Source organism: Vibrio sp. 99-70-13A1 (assembly GCF_013114625.1).
Classification (GTDB): domain Bacteria; phylum Pseudomonadota; class Gammaproteobacteria; order Enterobacterales; family Vibrionaceae; genus Vibrio.
The window spans coordinates 1-20032 of the sequence record NZ_VTXD01000045.1; the positions used below are offsets into that span (position 1 = coordinate 1).

Annotated in this window: 16 protein-coding genes; 5 read left to right on the forward strand and 11 right to left on the reverse strand. The window is 42.5% G+C overall.

Annotation, left to right across the window (positions count from 1 at the left end; all coding sequences use genetic code 11):
* Positions 1-300: 300 nt before the first annotated feature.
* From F0226_RS20120 to F0226_RS20130, 3 genes are all read left to right on the forward strand, one after another.
* Positions 301-3615: a putative Ig domain-containing protein gene (locus tag F0226_RS20120; protein ID WP_171737311.1), complete on the forward strand. Its 3315-nt coding sequence runs from the start codon at positions 301-303 to the stop codon at positions 3613-3615.
* A gap of 383 nt (positions 3616-3998) precedes the next feature.
* Positions 3999-4457, forward strand: coding sequence for a zinc uptake transcriptional repressor Zur (gene zur, locus F0226_RS20125; protein WP_171737312.1), 459 nt, complete (start codon positions 3999-4001; stop codon positions 4455-4457).
* 14 nt (positions 4458-4471) lie between these two features.
* Positions 4472-4933 (forward strand): chemotaxis protein CheX, encoded by a 462-nt coding sequence (locus tag F0226_RS20130; protein WP_137374100.1) that lies wholly within the window; start codon positions 4472-4474, stop codon positions 4931-4933.
* Between the two features lie 162 nt (positions 4934-5095).
* On the opposite strand, the gene pgi is transcribed toward F0226_RS20130, so the two are convergent.
* The gene (pgi, locus tag F0226_RS20135) at positions 5096-6751 is read right to left on the reverse strand and encodes a glucose-6-phosphate isomerase (RefSeq protein ID WP_171737313.1); all 1656 of its coding nucleotides are present in this window, start codon (positions 6749-6751) and stop codon (positions 5096-5098) included.
* Between the two features lie 318 nt (positions 6752-7069).
* On the opposite strand from pgi, the gene F0226_RS20140 reads away from it, so the two are divergent.
* Complete coding sequence (locus F0226_RS20140) at positions 7070-7489, forward strand: secondary thiamine-phosphate synthase enzyme YjbQ (protein ID WP_171737314.1); 420 nt, start codon at positions 7070-7072, stop codon at positions 7487-7489.
* A 200-nt stretch (positions 7490-7689) separates the two neighbouring features.
* Here F0226_RS20140 and F0226_RS20145 read toward each other — a convergent pair whose 3' ends face one another.
* From F0226_RS20145 to F0226_RS20155, 3 genes are read right to left on the reverse strand one after another with little or no spacing between them, the layout of a single operon-like run.
* Entirely contained in the window at positions 7690-8910 is a 1221-nt protein-coding gene (locus F0226_RS20145; RefSeq protein ID WP_171737331.1) for a hypothetical protein, read from the reverse strand.
* A 2-nt stretch (positions 8911-8912) separates the two neighbouring features.
* Complete coding sequence (alr, locus tag F0226_RS20150) at positions 8913-9998, reverse strand: alanine racemase (RefSeq protein WP_171737315.1); 1086 nt, start codon at positions 9996-9998, stop codon at positions 8913-8915.
* 6 nt (positions 9999-10004) lie between these two features.
* On the reverse strand, positions 10005-11396 hold the full coding sequence (locus F0226_RS20155) for a replicative DNA helicase (RefSeq protein WP_171737316.1): 1392 nt from the start codon (positions 11394-11396) through the stop codon (positions 10005-10007).
* A 175-nt stretch (positions 11397-11571) separates the two neighbouring features.
* Between F0226_RS20155 and F0226_RS20160 the strand changes: the two genes are divergently transcribed.
* Positions 11572-12363 carry a DUF481 domain-containing protein gene (locus tag F0226_RS20160; RefSeq protein WP_345776538.1) on the forward strand — a complete coding sequence of 264 codons (792 nt, stop codon included), beginning with the start codon at positions 11572-11574 and terminating at the stop codon, positions 12361-12363.
* A 131-nt stretch (positions 12364-12494) separates the two neighbouring features.
* Here the strand turns inward: F0226_RS20160 and rplI are convergent, their stop codons facing one another.
* From rplI to F0226_RS20195, 7 genes are all read right to left on the reverse strand, one after another.
* Positions 12495-12947, reverse strand: coding sequence for a 50S ribosomal protein L9 (gene rplI / locus F0226_RS20165; RefSeq protein WP_171737318.1), 453 nt, complete (start codon positions 12945-12947; stop codon positions 12495-12497).
* Positions 12948-12985: 38 nt separating this feature from the next.
* Positions 12986-13213: a 30S ribosomal protein S18 gene (rpsR, locus tag F0226_RS20170; protein WP_000090472.1), complete on the reverse strand. Its 228-nt coding sequence runs from the start codon at positions 13211-13213 to the stop codon at positions 12986-12988.
* Positions 13214-13344: 131 nt separating this feature from the next.
* Positions 13345-13758, reverse strand: coding sequence for a 30S ribosomal protein S6 (gene rpsF / locus F0226_RS20175; RefSeq protein WP_004735855.1), 414 nt, complete (start codon positions 13756-13758; stop codon positions 13345-13347).
* A gap of 319 nt (positions 13759-14077) precedes the next feature.
* On the reverse strand, positions 14078-14818 hold the full coding sequence (gene rlmB, locus F0226_RS20180) for a 23S rRNA (guanosine(2251)-2'-O)-methyltransferase RlmB (protein ID WP_171737319.1): 741 nt from the start codon (positions 14816-14818) through the stop codon (positions 14078-14080).
* A 163-nt stretch (positions 14819-14981) separates the two neighbouring features.
* Positions 14982-17483 (reverse strand): ribonuclease R, encoded by a 2502-nt coding sequence (rnr, locus tag F0226_RS20185; RefSeq protein ID WP_171737320.1) that lies wholly within the window; start codon positions 17481-17483, stop codon positions 14982-14984.
* Positions 17484-17771: 288 nt separating this feature from the next.
* Positions 17772-18407 (reverse strand): tetratricopeptide repeat protein, encoded by a 636-nt coding sequence (locus F0226_RS20190; RefSeq protein ID WP_137374091.1) that lies wholly within the window; start codon positions 18405-18407, stop codon positions 17772-17774.
* Between the two features lie 295 nt (positions 18408-18702).
* Positions 18703-20019, reverse strand: coding sequence for an adenylosuccinate synthase (locus F0226_RS20195; protein ID WP_171737321.1), 1317 nt, complete (start codon positions 20017-20019; stop codon positions 18703-18705).
* Positions 20020-20032: the final 13 nt, after the last annotated feature.

A 20032-nucleotide genomic window follows, 5' to 3' on the forward strand; every position in this document is an offset into this window, starting at 1 on the left:
CAGTAATACCTCTTCAGAAAGTTGACTTCATTCACTTTCAACTCGTGACACCACGCTGATTTAGTTAATCAATTAACAATCTGTGCCTTATTGCTCCCTCCTCGACTGCATCAACCAAAAGCTATATTCCAAAATTCACAGGCTAAATTCCCTCCAGCTAGATATAAAGTTATTTATATTTGATAGTGCCAAATTTCACCCTCAAAAACGTAGACTTCGCGATCTTATGAAATGGTTATATTTCATTTAAATCCTGATAAACCAAAGACTAAATACTCACCTACGAAGGACGTAAGAGTAATGAAAAAAATCAGCTTGCTGGCAGCGGCAGTTTCAATGGCGTTAACGGGTTGTGGGAGCGATGACTCAAACTCTTCTCCAACACCAACACCACAGTTCACAATCACAGCCATTGATGGCTACCTAAATAATGCCGAAGTTTATATTGGAGATAACTGTGACTCGCTTGTAGGTAGAACCAATCAAAGTGGTCAACTGACACTCGATCTTACTGATGACATTGTCGATCAAAAGGTTTGTATTAAAGCCATTGCAAACGAAACGATTGATATGACTCGCGGTGTTGTTATTGATGAATTTACTCTTGCAGCCCCTTCTGTACCAAAAAGTGCTGACGAGACTATGGTTGTCAGTCCAATGACGAACCTTGTTGTTGAACAAATTGAGCATTCCGAAGCTAATGGCACTGAAATGACTCAAGAAGAGGCCGAGCAAGCTGTTGTTGAGTCTTTCAATACTAATGACAATGTGGTTTTTACTTCTGAAGATATCTTTGGTGATTACGTCGCAGTGGCAGAAAGTGAAGGCGAAGAAGCAGAAAAGGCTAAAGCCATCAATATTGTAGGTGAAACGTTAGTTGACAATGACGATGTGCTTGCTCCGGCAGACCAACTCAATGTTATTGAAGATATATCGACAGAGACTTCAGATATTATTGCGGATGAAAACCAAACTCTAAGCGATGAGTATGCCCCTGTAGTGAACACTGGAGAAAACGGCTATATCGGTATTACACCAAATAACCGCCCAGCCCAAGCTGAAGACACCAACATTCAACCAATCACCTTCGAATTTGGTCAGTCACGCAGCTATGAATTAAGTACACTTTTCATTGATGCTGATGGCGACGCCTTAGTGTATACCGTTGACGCACAAGCAGCAGCAGGAGCTGTTATTCCGAATGGCAGTACAACTTTAACAGTTACTCCCACTCAAGCCGGTGTGTACGATGTGTTGATCTATGCATCTGATGAAGTATCTCGCTCTTACCCATTAGTGCTAAATGTAACAGCAACAACACCCAATACCGCGCCAATATTAAATGAGCAAAATACCTTACAAGCCGATCTCGACGATCTAAACCTGACAGTAACAGTCAGTGTTGATGAACAATTATCGATTAACGACTTGTTTATTGATGCAGAAAACGACGTACTTACTTATAACGTTACAGACGTGACAGCCAATGGCTTGAGCATCAATGCTGATAACGAAAGCACAGAGCTGCGTATTATTGGCACACCAGAACAAGCAGGTGTATTTACATTTAACATGACGGCTAATGATGGCGTAAACCCAGCAGCAGCCCAAAGCTTCTCCCTTACAATTTCAGAAGCTCCAAATGAAGCTCCTGTTATAGAACCAACACAGCAACAGCGCGTGGCAGATGAACTGACAGCTCTTGGGTTGCAAGTTGGTATTGCGGTTAACACCAACATAAGCCTTGACCAACTTTTTAGTGATGACGATGCGTTAACTCTGACAGCGCAAAACACTATCGAAGGTGTTAGTACAACAATTAATGGTTCAACTCTTTCATTAATAGGCATTCCTACGACTCAAGGTAATGCTGATCTCGAAATTTTTGCTGATGATGATGTTCACGAGCCAGTATTAGCCAAATTTGTTGTACCTGTGGCAGAGGAAGACTCTTCAGAGCCTACAGATCCTGTTTTACCCGCTCCAACCCCTAGCTTTGAAGAGAAGCACTTTATTGGCGGTGAGTGGCGCATGGGTGAGATTGGCGAAGATGAGCATGACCTAGAGATGGGTTGGGCTTCGCTGATGAAAGACCAAGATCAGCACTACTTCTGTTGGAAGAAAAGCATTGATATTACGACTCCTGAACAGCTTTCTGAACTAGAGTTGCCTGAAAATAAAACACTTTCTATCGACCCAAACAGCGATGATTGCTCGCCTGCTGATATCCAATCGGATGGCACATTGTTCTCTGACGGAGAAATCTTCACACCGGTTTATACATCAGAAAACAATGGGGACTACCAAATTGTTTATGAACTTGAAGGTGGTTTGTATTGGTTAGACTCTACTCAAGATTTGCCATTCAGTGCGATGCTACCTGTCCCTGATATGGATCAAACATTCTATCAAAGCATTGATTGGGAAAACGACTCTGATGTAGCACTACGCTTACGCAGTGCAAACTTCACTGTTAATCAACAAAATATTTATGCTGCAGACGTGACAAAGTCAGGAACCTTTACTGCTCGTGAGTTAGAAGCCTATGATGATTATTTATTGCCAATGGTTTGGGCTGGTACTTGGGAAATATCCACATCAGATGATGGTAAAGAGCTACTAAGTTACGACTCATTTAATACTGCAAACTATGAACAACAATATATGCGCCAATTTAATGATGGTGAATTACGAATTCTTGTTGCTCAGCATGGGGATGAAGACGGAGAAAAGGTAGATATCGTTCTAGAATCACCCGATGAGTCATTATTACGTAGTATCAATGCGGTATGGGACCCAAGCTCAACACAACCTAAGCCAACGCCAACATTACCAGAGATCCTTGACCCAAGCTTACTTGATGGCAAAACGTTCTATATGACTGAATACGGTTCATCTACTGGGGATGGGGAGTCTTTAGAGCATAGCGTTGTATGGTGTGATGCGGTCAAATTTGAAGATGGCATTTACTACTGGAGTAAACGTAATCCATCGAACAATACCACTTGCCCCACAGATGCTGACTTGATTGAAAGCGGTACATATACCATTGATGGTGAAAACTCTGTAATGGTTGTTCAAGCTGGCATTTACTCAACAATTTATACCGTGATTGGAGATGCTAGTGACCTTTCACCTGGCGCTCTATCCGTCATAGCTCATAGCTCTCGCAAAACTCACTTTACAGATAAAAGCGCTGCAGAAGAGCGTTTAAATGCGAAATCAAGTACGGATGGGCACACTGGCAATAGCTTTGATTTCTACTTACCCACAGAGCAAAAGGGAACATCTGTACTGGGGAAAGTAAGTATCAACCTGACACAATCTAAGGCAAGCATTACCTTTGAGAAATCCCCAAATGGTGAAGACCTTACTTGTCAGTTGATTGGTGATAGTTTTGATGGATTCTGGTTAAGCTCTGGCGATAAAGCTGATTATTTGTGGGATATTACATCTCAATGTAGACACGATTATCGAGGCAATGTTTCCGTTAGCATCCCTAGATGGCTTGAGCTGGAAACTAATACTGTATACAGCTTTGTTGGAAAATCAGATTATGCTCATCAAGAGTCCGTTAAATACAATATTCATTGGGATCGCAATTTAGCCGACTAGTTTTTATAAAAAGTACTATTATCAATGAAAGCCCTACTGTGTGGGGCTTTTCATTTCTTTCCTCGATGCAACTCAACCTTAAAGTCTGCAGATTTCCCCTCTATTTTCCCTTTTCAATAAACTAAAATGAACAGTTAAAAGGCCGCGCAAAGATGTGTGATATGAACTTTACCTCACACTTTTTATTTAAACCGTTTTATCAATGAACAATTTCCTTTTGAACAACCACTTATACCTTGAGTCATACGGGTACTTTGAGTTACCTTGTTTAATCCAAAGTAGTGGTCCACAATACGCTCTGTACCTCACTTTAAACGTAAAATTATTGGTTCTCCCACGAAAGTAGTCTAGAAATAGTTTATGATTATAAGAGTCCAACTATTATGGTGAAAAAATTGGACCAAACATTGATAGAGCAAGTTGAAGGGATATGCGCAGCGAGAGGAGTTCGTTTAACTCCACAAAGAAAGCGAGTTTTTGAACTGATTTTATCTAACAAGAAAGCATCCAGTGCTTACGAGTTATTAGAACAATTAAAAATAAGCGAGCCGCAAGCAAAGCCTCCCACTGTATATCGCGCTTTAGATTTTTTATTGGAACAAGGTTTCATTCACCGGGTCGAGTCGACAAATAGCTTTATATGTTGCTGCTCATGCAATGCCAATAAGCATTTTTCTCAGTTATTAATCTGCGATAAATGTGGCACTGTTATTGAATTGCAAGACGATGCTTTAATCGCTCAACTGGCTAGTAACGCAGAGAAGCATGGCTTTCAACTGACTAACCATGTCATTGAGTCACACGGGATATGTCAATCTTGCTCCTCTAACATGAAAGAATAAGATAGAAGAACATTATGCGCGCTGAATTTGTAAACCCGTTTTTAGCCTCTTTAATGAATGTACTAAAAACGATGGCCTCTCTAGAATTGAAGCCACAAAAACCAAGAGTAAAGAAAGACGAAATTGCTCGAGGTGATGTATCAGGCTTAATCGGTATGGTTGGCCAACAAAGTCGCGGCTCTATGTCGATTACCTTTGATGAAGGGCTTGCGCTAGAGATCATGCAGAACATGCTTGGTGAAAGACCAAATGGTCTAAACGAAGAAGTGACGGACATGGTCGGCGAAATCACCAATATGGTGACGGGCGGTGCTAAGCGCATCCTTGCTGAAAGTGGATTCGATTTCGATATGGCAACACCCGTTGTTGTATCTGGTAAAGGTCATACTATTCGCCACAAATGTGAAGGCTCAATTATTATCATGCCATTTACATCTCAATGGGGTAACGCCTTCATTGAAATTTGTTTCGAGTAATTTTTACCGCTAATGAATAAACAAAAAGCCGACGCAATTGCGTCGGCTTTTTTATATCTGGTGTTTTCAAACCTGATAATAATGGCAAGTAAAGCCAAATGCATGGCTCTACTTATAGCACCCTGACCATATCGCGTTAGCAATACCGCCAGGGCAAAGCAATTATAATGCTTTGAACGCGTTAAATGCGTTAATCAGACCATTTGTTGAACTGTCATGAGATGATACTTCAGAACCATCAGCCAGCTCAGGTAGAATTTGGTTTGCTAGTTGCTTACCAAGCTCAACACCCCATTGATCAAAGCTGAAGATATTCCAGATAACACCTTGAACAAAGATTTTATGTTCGTACATTGCAATCAAGTTACCAAGCGTACGAGGTGTAATCTGTTTAACCAAAATAGAGTTTGTTGGGCGGTTACCCTCAAATACTTTAAATGGCGCCAGTTCAGCCGCTTCTTCTGCAGTTTTACCCGCCGCTAGGAACTCAGCTTCAACGACTTCTTTCGTTTTACCAAACGCAAGTGCTTCCGTTTGAGCAAAGAAGTTCGACATCAATTTCTGATGGTGATCAGATGCTGGATTGTGGCTAATTGCAGGAGCAATGAAATCAGCAGGAATCAGCTTAGTACCTTGGTGGATCAGTTGGTAGAAAGCGTGCTGACCGTTTGTTCCAGGCTCACCCCAAATAATAGGACCAGTTTGGTAATCCACAGGGTTGCCGTTACGGTCAACAAACTTACCATTTGATTCCATGTTACCTTGCTGGAAATAAGCAGCAAAACGGTGCATGTATTGATCGTATGGCAAGATAGCTTCAGACTCAGCGCCGTGGAAGTTATTGTACCAAATACCTATAAGAGCAAGGATTACTGGAATATTGCTTTCTAGGTCAGTTGAAGCAAAATGGTTATCCATCTCGTGAGCACCGTCTAATAGCTCAACGAAGTTATCGAAGCCAATAGAAAGTGAAATAGAAAGACCAATAGCAGACCATAGTGAGTAACGACCACCAACCCAATCCCAGAATTCGAACATATTGTCAGTATCAATACCGAACTCAGCAACAGAAGCCGCGTTAGTTGAAAGTGCAGCAAAGTGCTTAGCAACGTGCGCTTCATCACCGGCTTCAGCCAAGAACCAATCACGAGCAGAGTGTGCGTTCGTCATTGTTTCTTGAGTGGTAAATGTTTTAGATGCAACCAAGAACAACGTTGTTTCAGGGTTTAGCGGCTTAAGCGTTTCAACGATGTGTGTACCATCAACGTTAGAAACAAAATGCATGTTTAGGCGAGTCTTGTATGGCGTTAGCGCTTCAGTCACCATGTATGGACCAAGGTCAGAACCACCAATACCAATGTTTACAACGTCAGTAATCTCTTTACCTGTGTAACCTTTCCAATCACCAGAAACGATGCGGTGTGTAAACAGTTCCATTTTAGCTAGAACTGCGTTTACAGCTGGCATTACATCTTTGCCATCAACGATTACAGGATTATCGCTGCGGTTACGTAGAGCGGTATGAAGAACAGAACGACCTTCTGTTTTGTTGATTGCTTCACCGCTAAACATAGCTTCAATTGCTGATTTAAGTTCTGTCTCGTTCGCAAGAGAGAACAATTTCTTCATTGTTTCAGCATCAACAAGGTTCTTTGAGTAATCAACTAAGATATCTGAACCAAATTTTGTAGAGAACTTTTCGAAACGCTGCGCATCTTGAGCAAAAAGATCTTTAAGACCCATGTCTTGTGCAGATTCAAAATGAGCTGTTAGATCTTTCCACGCAGATGTTTGCGTTGGGTTAATGTTTTTCAACATGATGTCTATCCCGATATTACTGTTGGTTTTATTCTAGCCACCGTAACGATGAGTAGAATCCCCGATTAGGCGATAATATTATTATTCAAATAAAGCACTTAAGCTTTTTTGAACTCTTATTTGTAATTTATTTTCATGACGTATTATGCAGCAGTTAAAAATCAACATATTGAGATAAATCAGATTACATTTGTTGATTTAAAAAGCGGCATAAGTAAAGCTCCACTCTATTTGAAAATTGAGTCAAACCTTGTAAATTCAAGTCTAAAAGATAGCGTTAAACAACTATTTTTCCAAACACAATATAAAGGATGCCATATGTGGGTTCAGAAGACGATTCATCTCGATGCCAAAAAGCGTGGCTTTCACCTGATTACTGATGAAATTGAACAACAAACTAATTCTATCAATAATATCTCTGTTGGTTTGTTACACCTTTTTATACAGCACACATCTGCCAGTCTGACTTTAAATGAAAATGCGGATCCAACGGTACGTATAGACATGGAATCTCACTTTAATAAATACGTCCCAGAACGAGCAAGTTACTACCTTCATACTTACGAGGGAGATGACGACATGCCAGCACACATCAAAGCTTCCCTTTTGGGTAATAGCATTACCATCCCAATTACCAATGGGCGATTAGCTTTAGGTACATGGCAGGGCATTTACTTAGGAGAGCACCGTGACTGTGGTGGAAGCAGAACTATCATTGCAACCATTCAAGGTGAGTGACGATTCACTATTAGTAACAATGATGGGTAGTCACAATTAACGATGAGCAACAATTCAAAATAGGCAACAACACACCGGCAGATTAAATAAAAAAGGGTGGCACTGTTATGTGCCACCCTTTAACAATAAAGACCATGAAAGACATATGAGATATTCGATTTATCACCCTAGCCTTTAAGCTTTTTCTTTTTGGTTTGAGTTTAAAAAGGCTGGTTTATCATGACCCGAAAGGTACCTTCTTCACTGCCTTTAGCTATTTCAGTTCGAACGACTATACCTTCAACTTGAAAACGAACCGCGCCACCAATACTCCACTTCATATCAGTGTGTAAGGTCTTTAAATCGTATTCTTCAGAGACTCGACCTACTTCAGCAAAAGCAACCCATTGCCACCAAGGTAAGTCGTAGTAATTTATTACAGGGATACTCTCTAAAGGCTGCCAATCAGGAAGCACCCGATACTCTGCAGAATAATGAATTGCCGAACGTCCGTGAAAGCGACCACCAGTATAGCTTCTTAATCGATATAAACCGCCAAGACGAGCTTGCTCCATTTCTGGTGGACGAGCGCAACGATCAGAAGAGCAGTTATCCCAAGTAGGAGTATCTGATGTATAGAAGTCGAGCGCGACAACCTGCTGATCAAATAACTCACCAAGAGGGCCTAGTGCGTAATAATGGCTATTTTGGAAAGTCCATTTAAGCCAAGGATCATCGTCCCCCCAGTTCTCTGCACCTGTCATCAATTCAAAAGAGGTATGAGAGCCTTTGGTGGTGTTACGCGTGCTGTCACGGTTATCCCAATCAAAAGTTAAGCTTAAACCCGTGGCCTTTTCATCGTCATATAAGCCGTCTAACTCACGAGAGCTAAAAAAGGGTTTCACAATTATCGAACTCACTCCAGACTCAATTGGAGATGCAAAGCTAACATCACGAATAGGTTGAAAGACACCGAGTAGACCATGTTCAGCAATATTACCCCACGGTAATAAATACTTGAATTCGAACTGATAGTTTTTTTCTACACCATCAATGATCGTTTTATCATTGTTAGATGAATTGTTGTCTCCTTGAGAACCAAGGTAATAGGGGTTGTCATTAAAACGAGCTTGGTACATTTGAGTGCTGAATAGCCACTCTTCCGACAATGCATAATTGAAAGCAGAAACGAATCCAACATAGCTGTCTTTATCTGAATACAGCGCCATACCGAATAAAGCAGCTTGTGGCTGACCAACACCTTTAGCGACACCAGCAACCCCAAAGGTATTTCCCATCACTTCAGTGCTGAAATAAAAAGGTAAGAATGCAGAGTCCTTTTCTTCACTAGCCACATTTAATGAAAAGGTAATGCCCAGAACACTCAGTAGTGAAGGAATCAACAAGGTAGATATGCGCTTGGTAAATCTAGCCAAAGGCATCATTAGTACTCGTATTCCATTTCGACTCTTGAAGTCAGTTTCGTCACTAATTCATACGCTATGGTGCCGATATGTAATGCAACTTCTTCCGAGGGTAACTCTCTTCCCCACAACGTCGCTTCATCACCCACTTTATCTTGAGCATCGGGACCTAAATCAACAGTGAGCATGTCCATAGACACTCGCCCCGCAATAGGTGCTTTACGACCATTTACAAAAACAGGAGTGCCATTAGGTGCTGTGCGAGGGTAACCATCGCCATAACCGATTGCGATCACACCAATTTTGGTATCTCGCTCACTAGTCCAATTACCACCATAACCTACGCTTTCTCCAGCTTTCAGATCACGCACTGCAATCAAATGGGATGTAAGAGTCATGACAGGTAGGAAACCTAGCTCTTTAGCTGACTTATCAACAAACGGAGAGACACCGTAAGAAATAATCCCAGGTCGAACCCAATCTAAATGGCTATCAGGCCAAGCGAGTAAACCTGCAGAATTCGCAAGAGAGCGCTCCCCTTCGCAACCTTCAGTCAAAGACAGGAACAATTCTGTCTGTTGTTCTGTCGTTGCTTTGTCTAACTCATCAGCACAGCCAAAATGGCTCATATAACGCAATGGTTTTGCCACATTTGAGCATTGATGTAAACGCTCAACAAAACCTTGATACTGTTCAGAACGCACGCCTAAACGGTGCATGCCGCTATCCACTTTCAACCAAACGACAACTGGCGCTTCAAGCTGAGAATTTTCTAGGGCACTTAACTGCTCTTCACAATGCACGACCGTTTGAATGTTATTAGCCACAAGAATCGGTAAGTCACCCTGAGAATAAAACCCTTCAAGCAATAAGATGGGTTGAACAATACCACCAGCACGAAGTTGCAATGCTTCTTCAATTCTCGCGACACCAAAAGCATCCGAGTTTCTAGAATGCTTGGCGATATGCAATAAACCGTGTCCGTAGCCATTGGCTTTCACAACCGACATCACTTTACTGTTTGGTGCTTTGGACTTAATCAATCGTAAGTTATGTTCAAGCGCACTTAAGTTAATACTCGCCGAGGCGGCTTTCATATATGTCATGACTGCTTACTCGTCATCAAATGCAGGACCTGCATAGTTATCAAAACGAGAATGCTGACCTTGGAAGGTGAGTCGTACAGAACCAATCGGACCATTACGCTGCTTACCTAAGATTATCTCTGCAATGCCTTTCAGTGAACTATCTGGGTTATAAACCTCATCACGATAAATGAACATGATTAAATCGGCATCTTGCTCAATAGAACCAGACTCACGCAAGTCTGAGTTTACAGGTCGTTTATCAGCACGTTGCTCTAGGGAACGGTTTAGCTGAGAAAGCGCCACAACCGGTACATTCAGTTCTTTTGCTAATGCTTTTAATGAACGAGAGATTTCTGCAATTTCAAGGGTACGGTTTTCAGATAAAGCAGGAACACGCATTAATTGAAGGTAATCGATCATGATCATTGAAATGCCATCATGCTCTCTTGCTATTCTTCGAGCTCTTGAACGAACTTCTGTAGGAGTCAAACCTGAACTGTCATCGATGTACATGTTCTTCTTATCCATAAGAATACCCATACTCGAAGAGATACGCGCCCAATCCTCATCATCTAGCTGACCAGTACGAATCTTGGTTTGGTCAACACGAGAGAGAGAGGCAAGCATACGCATCATCAACTGTTCGGCTGGCATCTCTAGCGAGAAGATTAGAACAGGTTTGTCTTGTTTCATCGCCGCGTTTTCACACAAGTTCATCGCAAACGTAGTTTTACCCATAGATGGACGAGCTGCGACAATGATTAAGTCTGAACCCTGAAGCCCTGCCGTCTTCTTATTGAGGTCGTTGAATCCCGTATCGACACCAGTCACGCCATCTTGTGGTGATTTGTACAGGATCTCAATACGTTCTAACGTCTTCTCTAGAATGCTATCAACGTTCTGTGGACCTTCATTTTCACTCGCTCGCCCTTCAGCAATAGCAAATACTTTACTTTCGGCAAGATCCAATAAATCTTCAGAGCTGCGACCTTGAGGGTCATACCCTGAATCTGCAATTTCATTAGCAACACCAATCAAGCTACGAACGAGTGCTCTCTGCGCCACAATTTCTGCATAAGCGTTAATGTTAGCGGCACTTGGGGTGTTCTTAGCTAGGTCTGCCAGATAAGCGAAACCGCCGACTTCTTCAAGTTGCTCACGAACTTCTAAAAATTCGGAAAGTGTAATCAGATCGAGTGGGTTACTTTCTTCAAGAATTGCTTTTACTGCTTCAAAGATTAGGCGGTGAGGTCGACTGTAAAAGTCTTTACTCACCACTTTTTCTGAAACCGTATCCCAGCGTTCGTTGTCCAGCAACAAACCGCCAATCACAGATTGCTCAGCTTCTAATGAATGCGGAGGAACTTTAATTGCGTCCACCTGATCGTTGGCTGATTTCTGATTTCTGGTATCCACTATGACTACACTCAATAACTATTAATGACCGCTCATTATACGCAAGAACGATAATTTGTAATCCACTCGACAGCGTTTGTTTTACTCTTAATTAAGAATTTACTTATTGCTGACTCAAATAAGCAAAGGTACGATTACGATCCTTCTATTCATATCACTTATTAATGAGGTCTGCGTGTCCAAAATATTAGCGCTCAGCATTGGGCTTTTGAGTGCCCCGCTGGTTTTTGCTGATGACGTAATCGTCACTACTGCAACTGATAATATGGATATTGCACCCGCAGACACTGAACTACCTAGCCCATGGGCAACTGAGGTCGAGTTTGGTTACCAATCTCATACCGGAAATTCGGATTCTCGTTCGCTGAATGCACGCCTTAATGGTGAATATACGTCTGGTCGCCATAGAACCAATGGTGAATGGAAGTACTACAACTTATATAAGGATGGCGAAGAAGATAAAAGACAATCGACTTACTCAGCACAAAGCGATTATAAGCTAAGCCCGAAAACCTATTTTTATGGGAGCTTTAAAGGCATAGATTCAAGGTACAGTGCGTACTTTAAGGACTATACCGTGTCGAGTGGTTTAGGTTATCAATTTTCTAATACTGAGGTCTTTGTTTTAGAAGTCGAGATGGGACCAGGTTTTCGATACCAAGAACCTAATTTAGATGAAATCGATGATGACGATATTATCTTTCCCGATATTGTTGAAGAAGGGATTTTCCGAGGAAATATCAACACATCATGGCAGATTCTAGATAACTTACAGTTTAAAGCAGACATGACATTAGTGTCAGGCAGAAGCAATATTAGGTTGGATACGGATTTAGAAGTCATCAATAACATTACCGATAATATCGCACTAAAAATTGCGCATTCTCGCCAGTATCACGATAAAGTCCCTGAAGGATTGGATAAAGAAGATTCAGTATTATCCATCAACTTATTGTTTCAATTCTAGAGCTGTTTACTCGCCAATAAGCTTTACTCCCCCTGCCTGAGCTGTAATTTCCATATTTTAGACATAAAAAAACACCAGCCGAAGCTGGTGTTTAAAACTTTCAAAACGAAAGAATTCGTCTCGTACTGAAATTACGCAGTAGCAACGATAGTGATTTTCGCAGTAGCAAAAACTTCAGAGTGAAGTTGGATGCTTACTTCGAATTCACCGATGTTACGTAAAGCGCCTTCAGGTAGGCGTACTTCGCTCTTAACTACTGCAACACCAGCTGCTGTAATAGCGTCTGCGATGTCACGAGTACCGATAGAACCGAATAGTTTGCCTTCGTCACCAGCTTTAGAAGCGATTGTAACGCCTTCTAGAGTGTTAACTGTCTCTGCGCGAGCTTCTGCAGCAGCTAGTTGCTCAGCAACTTTAGCTTCTAGTTCAGCACGACGAGTTTCGAACATAGCAACGTTTTCTTTAGTTGCCATAACTACTTTACCCTGTGGGATAAGGAAGTTACGAGCGTAACCAGATTTAACGTTTACTTGGTCGCCAAGGCCACCTAGGTTACCGATTTTATCAAGTAGAATAACTTGCATTATCTTAGTCCTCTTAAACTATTGTTAACTATTACCGATTACTGATGCTTGTCAGTGTATGGTAGTAGAGCTAGGTAACGAGAACGCTTGATAGCGCGAGCTAGTTGACGTTGGTATTTAGCACTTGTACCAGTGATACGGCTAGGTACAATTTTACCAGCTTCAGTGATGTAGTTTTTTAGAGTTGCTACGTCTTTGTAGTCAATCTCTTGTACGCCTTCTGCAGTAAAACGGCAGAATTTACGACGACGGAAGAAACGAGCCATGGGCTATCTCCTGATCTAAATTTAATAATGCGGTATTCACACAGACTTATAATTAAGTTAAGCAAATGCTTATAGTGAAAATACCTAAACGAGTCGAATAAAATTTAATGACCTAAACGGTCAAAAAATAATTACTCAGCAGCAGCTTCTGGCTTAGCTTCTTCTTCACGACGTGGTGCACGTTCTTCACGGTCATCACGACGAGGAGCACGCTCTGCACGCTCTTCTTTTTGCTTAAGCATGATAGATTGCTCAGTCACAGCGCCTTTAGTGCGCATGATCATGTTACGTAGAACTGCATCGTTAAAACGGAAAGCAGTTTCTAGCTCGTCCATCACTTCTTGGCCAGCTTCAACGTTCATAAGAACGTAGTGAGCTTTGTGAAGTTTGTTGATTGGGTAAGCCATTTGACGGCGGCCCCAGTCTTCTAGACGGTGGATAGTACCACCAGCTTCAGTGATTGAACCAGTGTAACGCTCGATCATGCCAGCTACTTGCTCGCTTTGATCAGGGTGAACCATGAATACGATTTCATAATGACGCATTTGGTTGCTCCTTACGGATTATTAGCTTCCACGAAAGGCTCGGTCGTCCAAGGGAAGCAAGGAACTAAAGAAAAATGACCGAGTTTTAAGGACGGCAAATATTATAGAAAGAACCCGGTATTGGCAAGTGGTATTTGGCGAATAATGAAACAGTTTTTCTTTCGCCATCTAGCCATCTGACAAACCAATAGGCTCCGTCATCATTGCCTAAAAATAAACGCCCACCAGTAATTGGTGAGCGTTAATAAATTCATAGACTTAAGCCGTTTAAGCTTTCAGATCAATCACAACTCGAGTCTCTTCCGGATTAAGTCGAACGTTACTGAGCTAGACGCTGACGTACAGCTTCAAATAAGCAAATACCAGAAGCAACTGAAACGTTCAGGCTCGACACGCTACCTGACATTGGAATCTTAATCAGGTCATCACACGTTTCACGAGTCAGTCTACGCATACCGTCACCTTCAGCGCCCATTACAATCGCTAATGGGCCAGAAAGTTTAGCTTGATAGATATCGTGTGTCGCTTCACCAGCCGTACCCACAAACCACACGCCCTGCTCTTGCAGAGCGCGCATAGTACGAGCTAGGTTGGTTACACGCACTAAGGGAACAGTTTCAGCTGCACCACACGCTACCTTACTTACTGTTGCCGTTAATGGCGAAGAACGGTCTTTAGGGACGATAACAGCGGCCACACCTGCGGCATCTGCATTACGTAAGCAAGCACCTAGGTTGTGAGGGTCTGTCACGCCATCTAGAACCAATAGCAGAGGTTGTTCGTGCTGCGCAAGAATATCATCTAGGTGCGTTTCATTAAGCTGTTTAGCAGGCTTAACTTTAGCAATCAAGCCTTGGTGATTAGCACCACTAGCTTTGTCATCTAAGACTTTACGACCCATCTGCTGAATGGAAACACCAAACTGTTGTAGTTGGTTCAATAGAGGAAGTAAGCGCTCATCTTGGCGCCCTTTAAGGACATAAGCTTCAATAAAGCGTGCTGGATCTTTCTCTAGTACGGCTTTCACCGCGTGAATACCGTAAATAAATTCGTTACTCATTGTCTCAATTTACTCTTATTGCTCAGAGATGAATGACATCAATACCAACGTATCCATCTCTGTGTTGTTTATTTCGAGAGCATGCATCTTTTGCCTGATACTCTCGCATTAAAGTGATTTCGCATTTAACTAGTTAGATGCTGAACTTTATCAGCACCAAGCCTTAAGAATTATCAGTCTTTGGCTTGCGGCTTGCGGCACGTTTTTTCTTAGCGCGAGCTTTAGCAGCACCGGTTTTATTCGCTGGCTTTTTCTTTTTAGCAGAGCTTTCACTGCTGCCATCAGGTCGCTTAGTGGGTTCTACCAAAGGCTTCGCTGATACGCCAGGTTTATTGCTCTTCACCGATGAGCGCTTTTTGCTTTTCGCCTTTTTCATCGCTTCTGCTGCACGTTTCTTGGCAGTTTTCCCTTTACCACGTGGCTGGCGGTCAGTGTCTTCCATATCAAAATCAATTTGACGAGTTTCCAAGTTAACCGCAGAAACCTTTACTTTAACCGAATCACCCAAACGGTAGATATTACCTGAGCTTTCACCCACTAGGCGTTGACCAATAGCATCAAACTGGTAGTAATCATTCGCTAGCGCTGAGATATGTACCAAGCCGTCAATGTGCAGCTCAGTCAAACGAACAAAGAAACCGAAGCCAGTCACGTTAGCAATTACGCCATCCATCACTTCGCCAACATGATCTTGCATGTATTCACATTTCAGCCAGTCGTTCACTTCACGCGTAGCATCATCAGCACGACGTTCAGTCATTGAGCACTGCTCGCCGTAGAAGTCCATATCATCGAAAGTGTAGTGGTAACCACCGGTTGGCGTCCAACGCTCGCTGTTACGACCTTCTTCTTTCGCAATAAGATACTTAATCGCACGGTGTAATAGCAAATCTGGGTAACGACGAATTGGCGAGGTAAAGTGAGCATAGCGTTTAAGAGCTAAACCAAAGTGACCTGCATTATCCGCGTTGTATACCGCTTGCTTCATTGAGCGCAGCAGCATAGTTTGAATTAACTCACGATCTTCACGTTCATTAATCTGTTGCATCAGTTGTGCATAATCTACCGGAGATGGCGACAAGCCACCTTCCAGCGTTAAACCTAATTCACTAAGGAAGCTCTTAAAGCCAGTTAAACGCTCTTCTCCTGGAGTATCGTGAACACGGTACAGGGCAGGCTCTTTCGCTTTTTCTACGTAAGATGCCGATGCGATATTCGCAAGAATCATACATTCTTCGATGATCTTGTGTGCATCATTGCGAATTACTGGCTCAATACGATCAATCTTACGATCTGCATTGAAGATAAACTTAGTTTCTACCGTTTCAAATTCAATCGCACCACGTTCGTCACGCGTTTTCTTAAGCACCTTGTACATCTTATGAAGCTCTTCAAGATGTGGTACTTCTGGTTCGTAACGTTCACGTAATTCTTCATTGCCATCTAAAATCGCGCCTACTTTGTTATAAGTAAGACGAGCATGAGAATTCATTACCGCTTCGTAGTGCTTGTAGCCTGACAGTTTACCTTTATCTGAGATAGTCATCTCACACACCATGCATAAACGGTCTACTTGAGGGTTCAATGAACATAAACCATTTGAAAGCACTTCTGGCAGCATTGGCACGACTTGCGACGGGAAGTATACCGAGTTACCACGGTTAATCGCTTCTTTGTCTAGCGCTGTATCAGGGCGAACGTAGTAACTTACGTCAGCAATCGCTACCCACAGACGCCAGCCGCCGCCTTTCTTAGCTTCACAGTAAACCGCATCATCGAAGTCACGCGCATCCTCGCCATCAATGGTAACCAATGGTAGTTTGCGTAGATCAACACGTCCTTCTTTTGCTTCTTCAGGAACATGCTCACCGAGATTTTCGATTTGCTTGTCTACCGCTTCAGGCCACTCTTGCGGGATCTGGTGAGTACGGATCGCTATCTGCGTTTCCATACCCGGAGCCATGTTTTCACCAAGAACTTCGGTCACTTTACCCATCATGTTACGAGAACGACCACCGCGATCCGTAATTTCAATCACAACCACATTACCCATTCGAGCACCGCCTTTATGCTCAGTAGGGATCTGGATGTCGTGACTAATACGCGAATCATCAGCAACCACGTAAGAATGACCGTACTCTAAGAAGAAACGACCAACCAGCGGGGTTTTGCGCTCTTCAAGAACACGAACTAAACGACCTTCACGACGGCCACGCTTACTGTTGTCAGTAGGCTGAGCCAAGACGTAATCACCATGCATGATGGTTTTCATCTGATGATGCGGCAGCACGATATCGTTGTCTTTACCAACACTTCCATCCGGGCGAACCCAGCCATGACCGTCTTTATGACCAATCACATAGCCTTTAATCAGTTCCATCTTCTCAGGCAGTGCATAGCACTGACGACGAGTAAAGATAAGCTGTCCATCACGTTCCATTGCACGTAAACGACGACGCAGCCCTTCATATTGTTCCTCTCCAGCAAGGCCCAAAGCTTCGAATAGATCGTTACGGTTCATTGGAATATTCGCTTCTGTTAGAAACGAGATAATGAACTCTCGGCTTGGTACTGGGTTTTCGTAATTTTTCGACTCTCGGTCGGCAAAAGGATCAACAGTGGTTGTCGCTGTCGTGTTTTCTGACATTGGTGTGTTTTTTGACATAGGCGGGCCTGCTTAAGCAAGGAAGGTATATATCCCTAGTATATCTGATGCTAGGGGTAACCTACAGATATGCTTTGGAAATCACCCTAAATAGGGCAAATTTGTACCACATAAAAACCTCTCCACAATTAAAGCTCTAAAAAATGGAAGATCATAAAGGGATTTTCTAAAAGACAGTTTTCACTCCCTGATATAAACAACAACACCTCGACAAGCGAGGTGTTTAAGTCAGACTTCGGTCTAAAACGTCATAAAGATAAAGTGCAGGTTCATCTTTATGTCAGTCTTTTACCAAAAGACATCACGGCGTTTAGCACGAGCAATGATGTTATCAGGCATTCTTTGTTCTAAACCATTTCGTAAAACTGAAATTCTTTTGTGCTGCCTTTGATCGGCAGTTACAGAGTTATATAGCCAGCGGTAAGCATCTTCATAATCGAGAGGGCTTCCGTAGTCTCGGAGTAATAATTCAGCTAAATGAATACGGGCTTTAAGGTTCCCCATAGCCGCAGCTTCGCGCAAATAAGGAATAGCTCGCTCTTTATCTTGCTGAACTAATGTGCCTCTCGAGTAATAACGCCCGAGTTGCTCTAAAGCCACTGGTAAACCTTGATGTGCTGAGTTTTCCATATAATAGAGACCAAGCTCTACATCTTGTTCAACACATACTCCCCACGCAAGCATGTCACCGTATAAGAATTCATAAGACGGTAAACTAATACGTGTTGCACGGGCAACAATATCTTCAACCAACTGGCATTTATCCGCTTTCACACGCTCTAAATGCTGATTGCGTTCTATTAAATTAATCAACTCAGCTTCAGTGTATATCGGTACAGGCTCTCCTACATCAGCTAAATCTGCATAGCTAAAAGTTGAGCTCAACGCGAATACTAATGAAGCTGCTACAATTCGTAGCTTCATACCTGCACTCTTTTATCTGTCTTTGAAACGCAAGACTCACTGCTTTTAATGCAGCAAAGACTTATAGCACTTCACTTACCATGATAACTGTATCGGCAACTGACATATTTGCTTTAGACAAAACTTGCCGATGATGGGCAATATTTTGCCAGATAGCGTACAAAAGATCATCAGCAATAATAAAAACTATAAACCATAGATATAAAAAAAGCCGACTTAATAAAGTCGGCTTTTAGAAAACTATTTTATTATCAAAGCACTAAATTAAAATGCCTTGGTAATCACTCAATAGGCATTATGCGCCGTATGGGTGAACCTTGATGATAGTTTCGTTACGATCTGGACCCGTTGATACGATATCAATTGGAACACCCGTTAGGTCTTCAATACGCTTGATGTAATCTAGAGCAGCTTGTGGAAGCGCATCAATAGTCTTAGCACCAAATGTGTTCTCGCTCCAACCAGGCATTGTTTCGTAGATTGGTGTAGCTTCTTCAAATGACTCAGCTGCCATTGGAGAAACTTCTAGAACAGAACCATCTTTCATCTTGTAACCAGTACAGATTTTTAGCTCTTCTAGACCATCTAAAACGTCTAGTTTAGTTAGACAGATACCAGATAGAGAGTTGATTTGGATAGCGCGTCGCATAGCAACAGCATCAAACCAACCAGTACGACGTAGACGACCCGTTGTAGCACCAAATTCGTGACCAACATCGCCTAAGTGCTTACCTACAGGGTCTTGCTTATCAAGACCATCGTAAAGCTCTGTAGGGAATGGACCTGAACCTACACGAGTACAGTAAGCCTTGGTAATACCAAGAATGTAACCGATGTGGCGAGGACCAAAACCAGAACCTGCAGCAACACCACCAGCAGTAGTGTTAGAAGACGTTACGTAAGGGTATGTACCGTGGTCGATATCTAGTAGCGTACCTTGAGCACCTTCGAACATGATTTTGTCGCCGCGCTTACGTGCTGCGTCAAGTTCGTCCGTTACATCGATAACCATCGCAGTTAACATATCTGCGTAGCTCATCGCTTGCTCTAGTACTTCTTCATAGCTTACTGTTTCAGCTTTGTAGAAGTGCTCTAGTTGGAAGTTGTGGAATTCCATAACTTCTTTCAGTTTCACTGCAAACATTTCTTTATCGAAAAGGTCACCAACGCGTAAACCGCGACGAGCAACTTTATCTTCGTAAGCAGGACCGATACCACGACCAGTTGTACCAATAGCCTTAGCGCCACGAGCGATTTCACGCGCGTTGTCGATTGCAATGTGGTACGGAAGAATTAGTGGACAAGCTTCAGAAATGAAAAGACGTTCACGAACAGGAATGCCGCGATCTTCAAGAGGTTTCATTTCTTTAAGAAGTGCGTCAGGCGATAATACTACACCGTTACCGATAACACATTTTACGTTATCGCGAAGAATGCCTGATGGAATTAAGTGAAGAACGGTTTTTTCACCGTCAATGACAAGAGTGTGACCTGCATTGTGACCGCCTTGGTAGCGAACCACGTATTTTGCATCTTCAGTTAAAAGGTCAACAATTTTACCTTTACCTTCGTCACCCCATTGGGTGCCCAGAACGACTACGTTATTTCCCATCTTTCCAATTTCT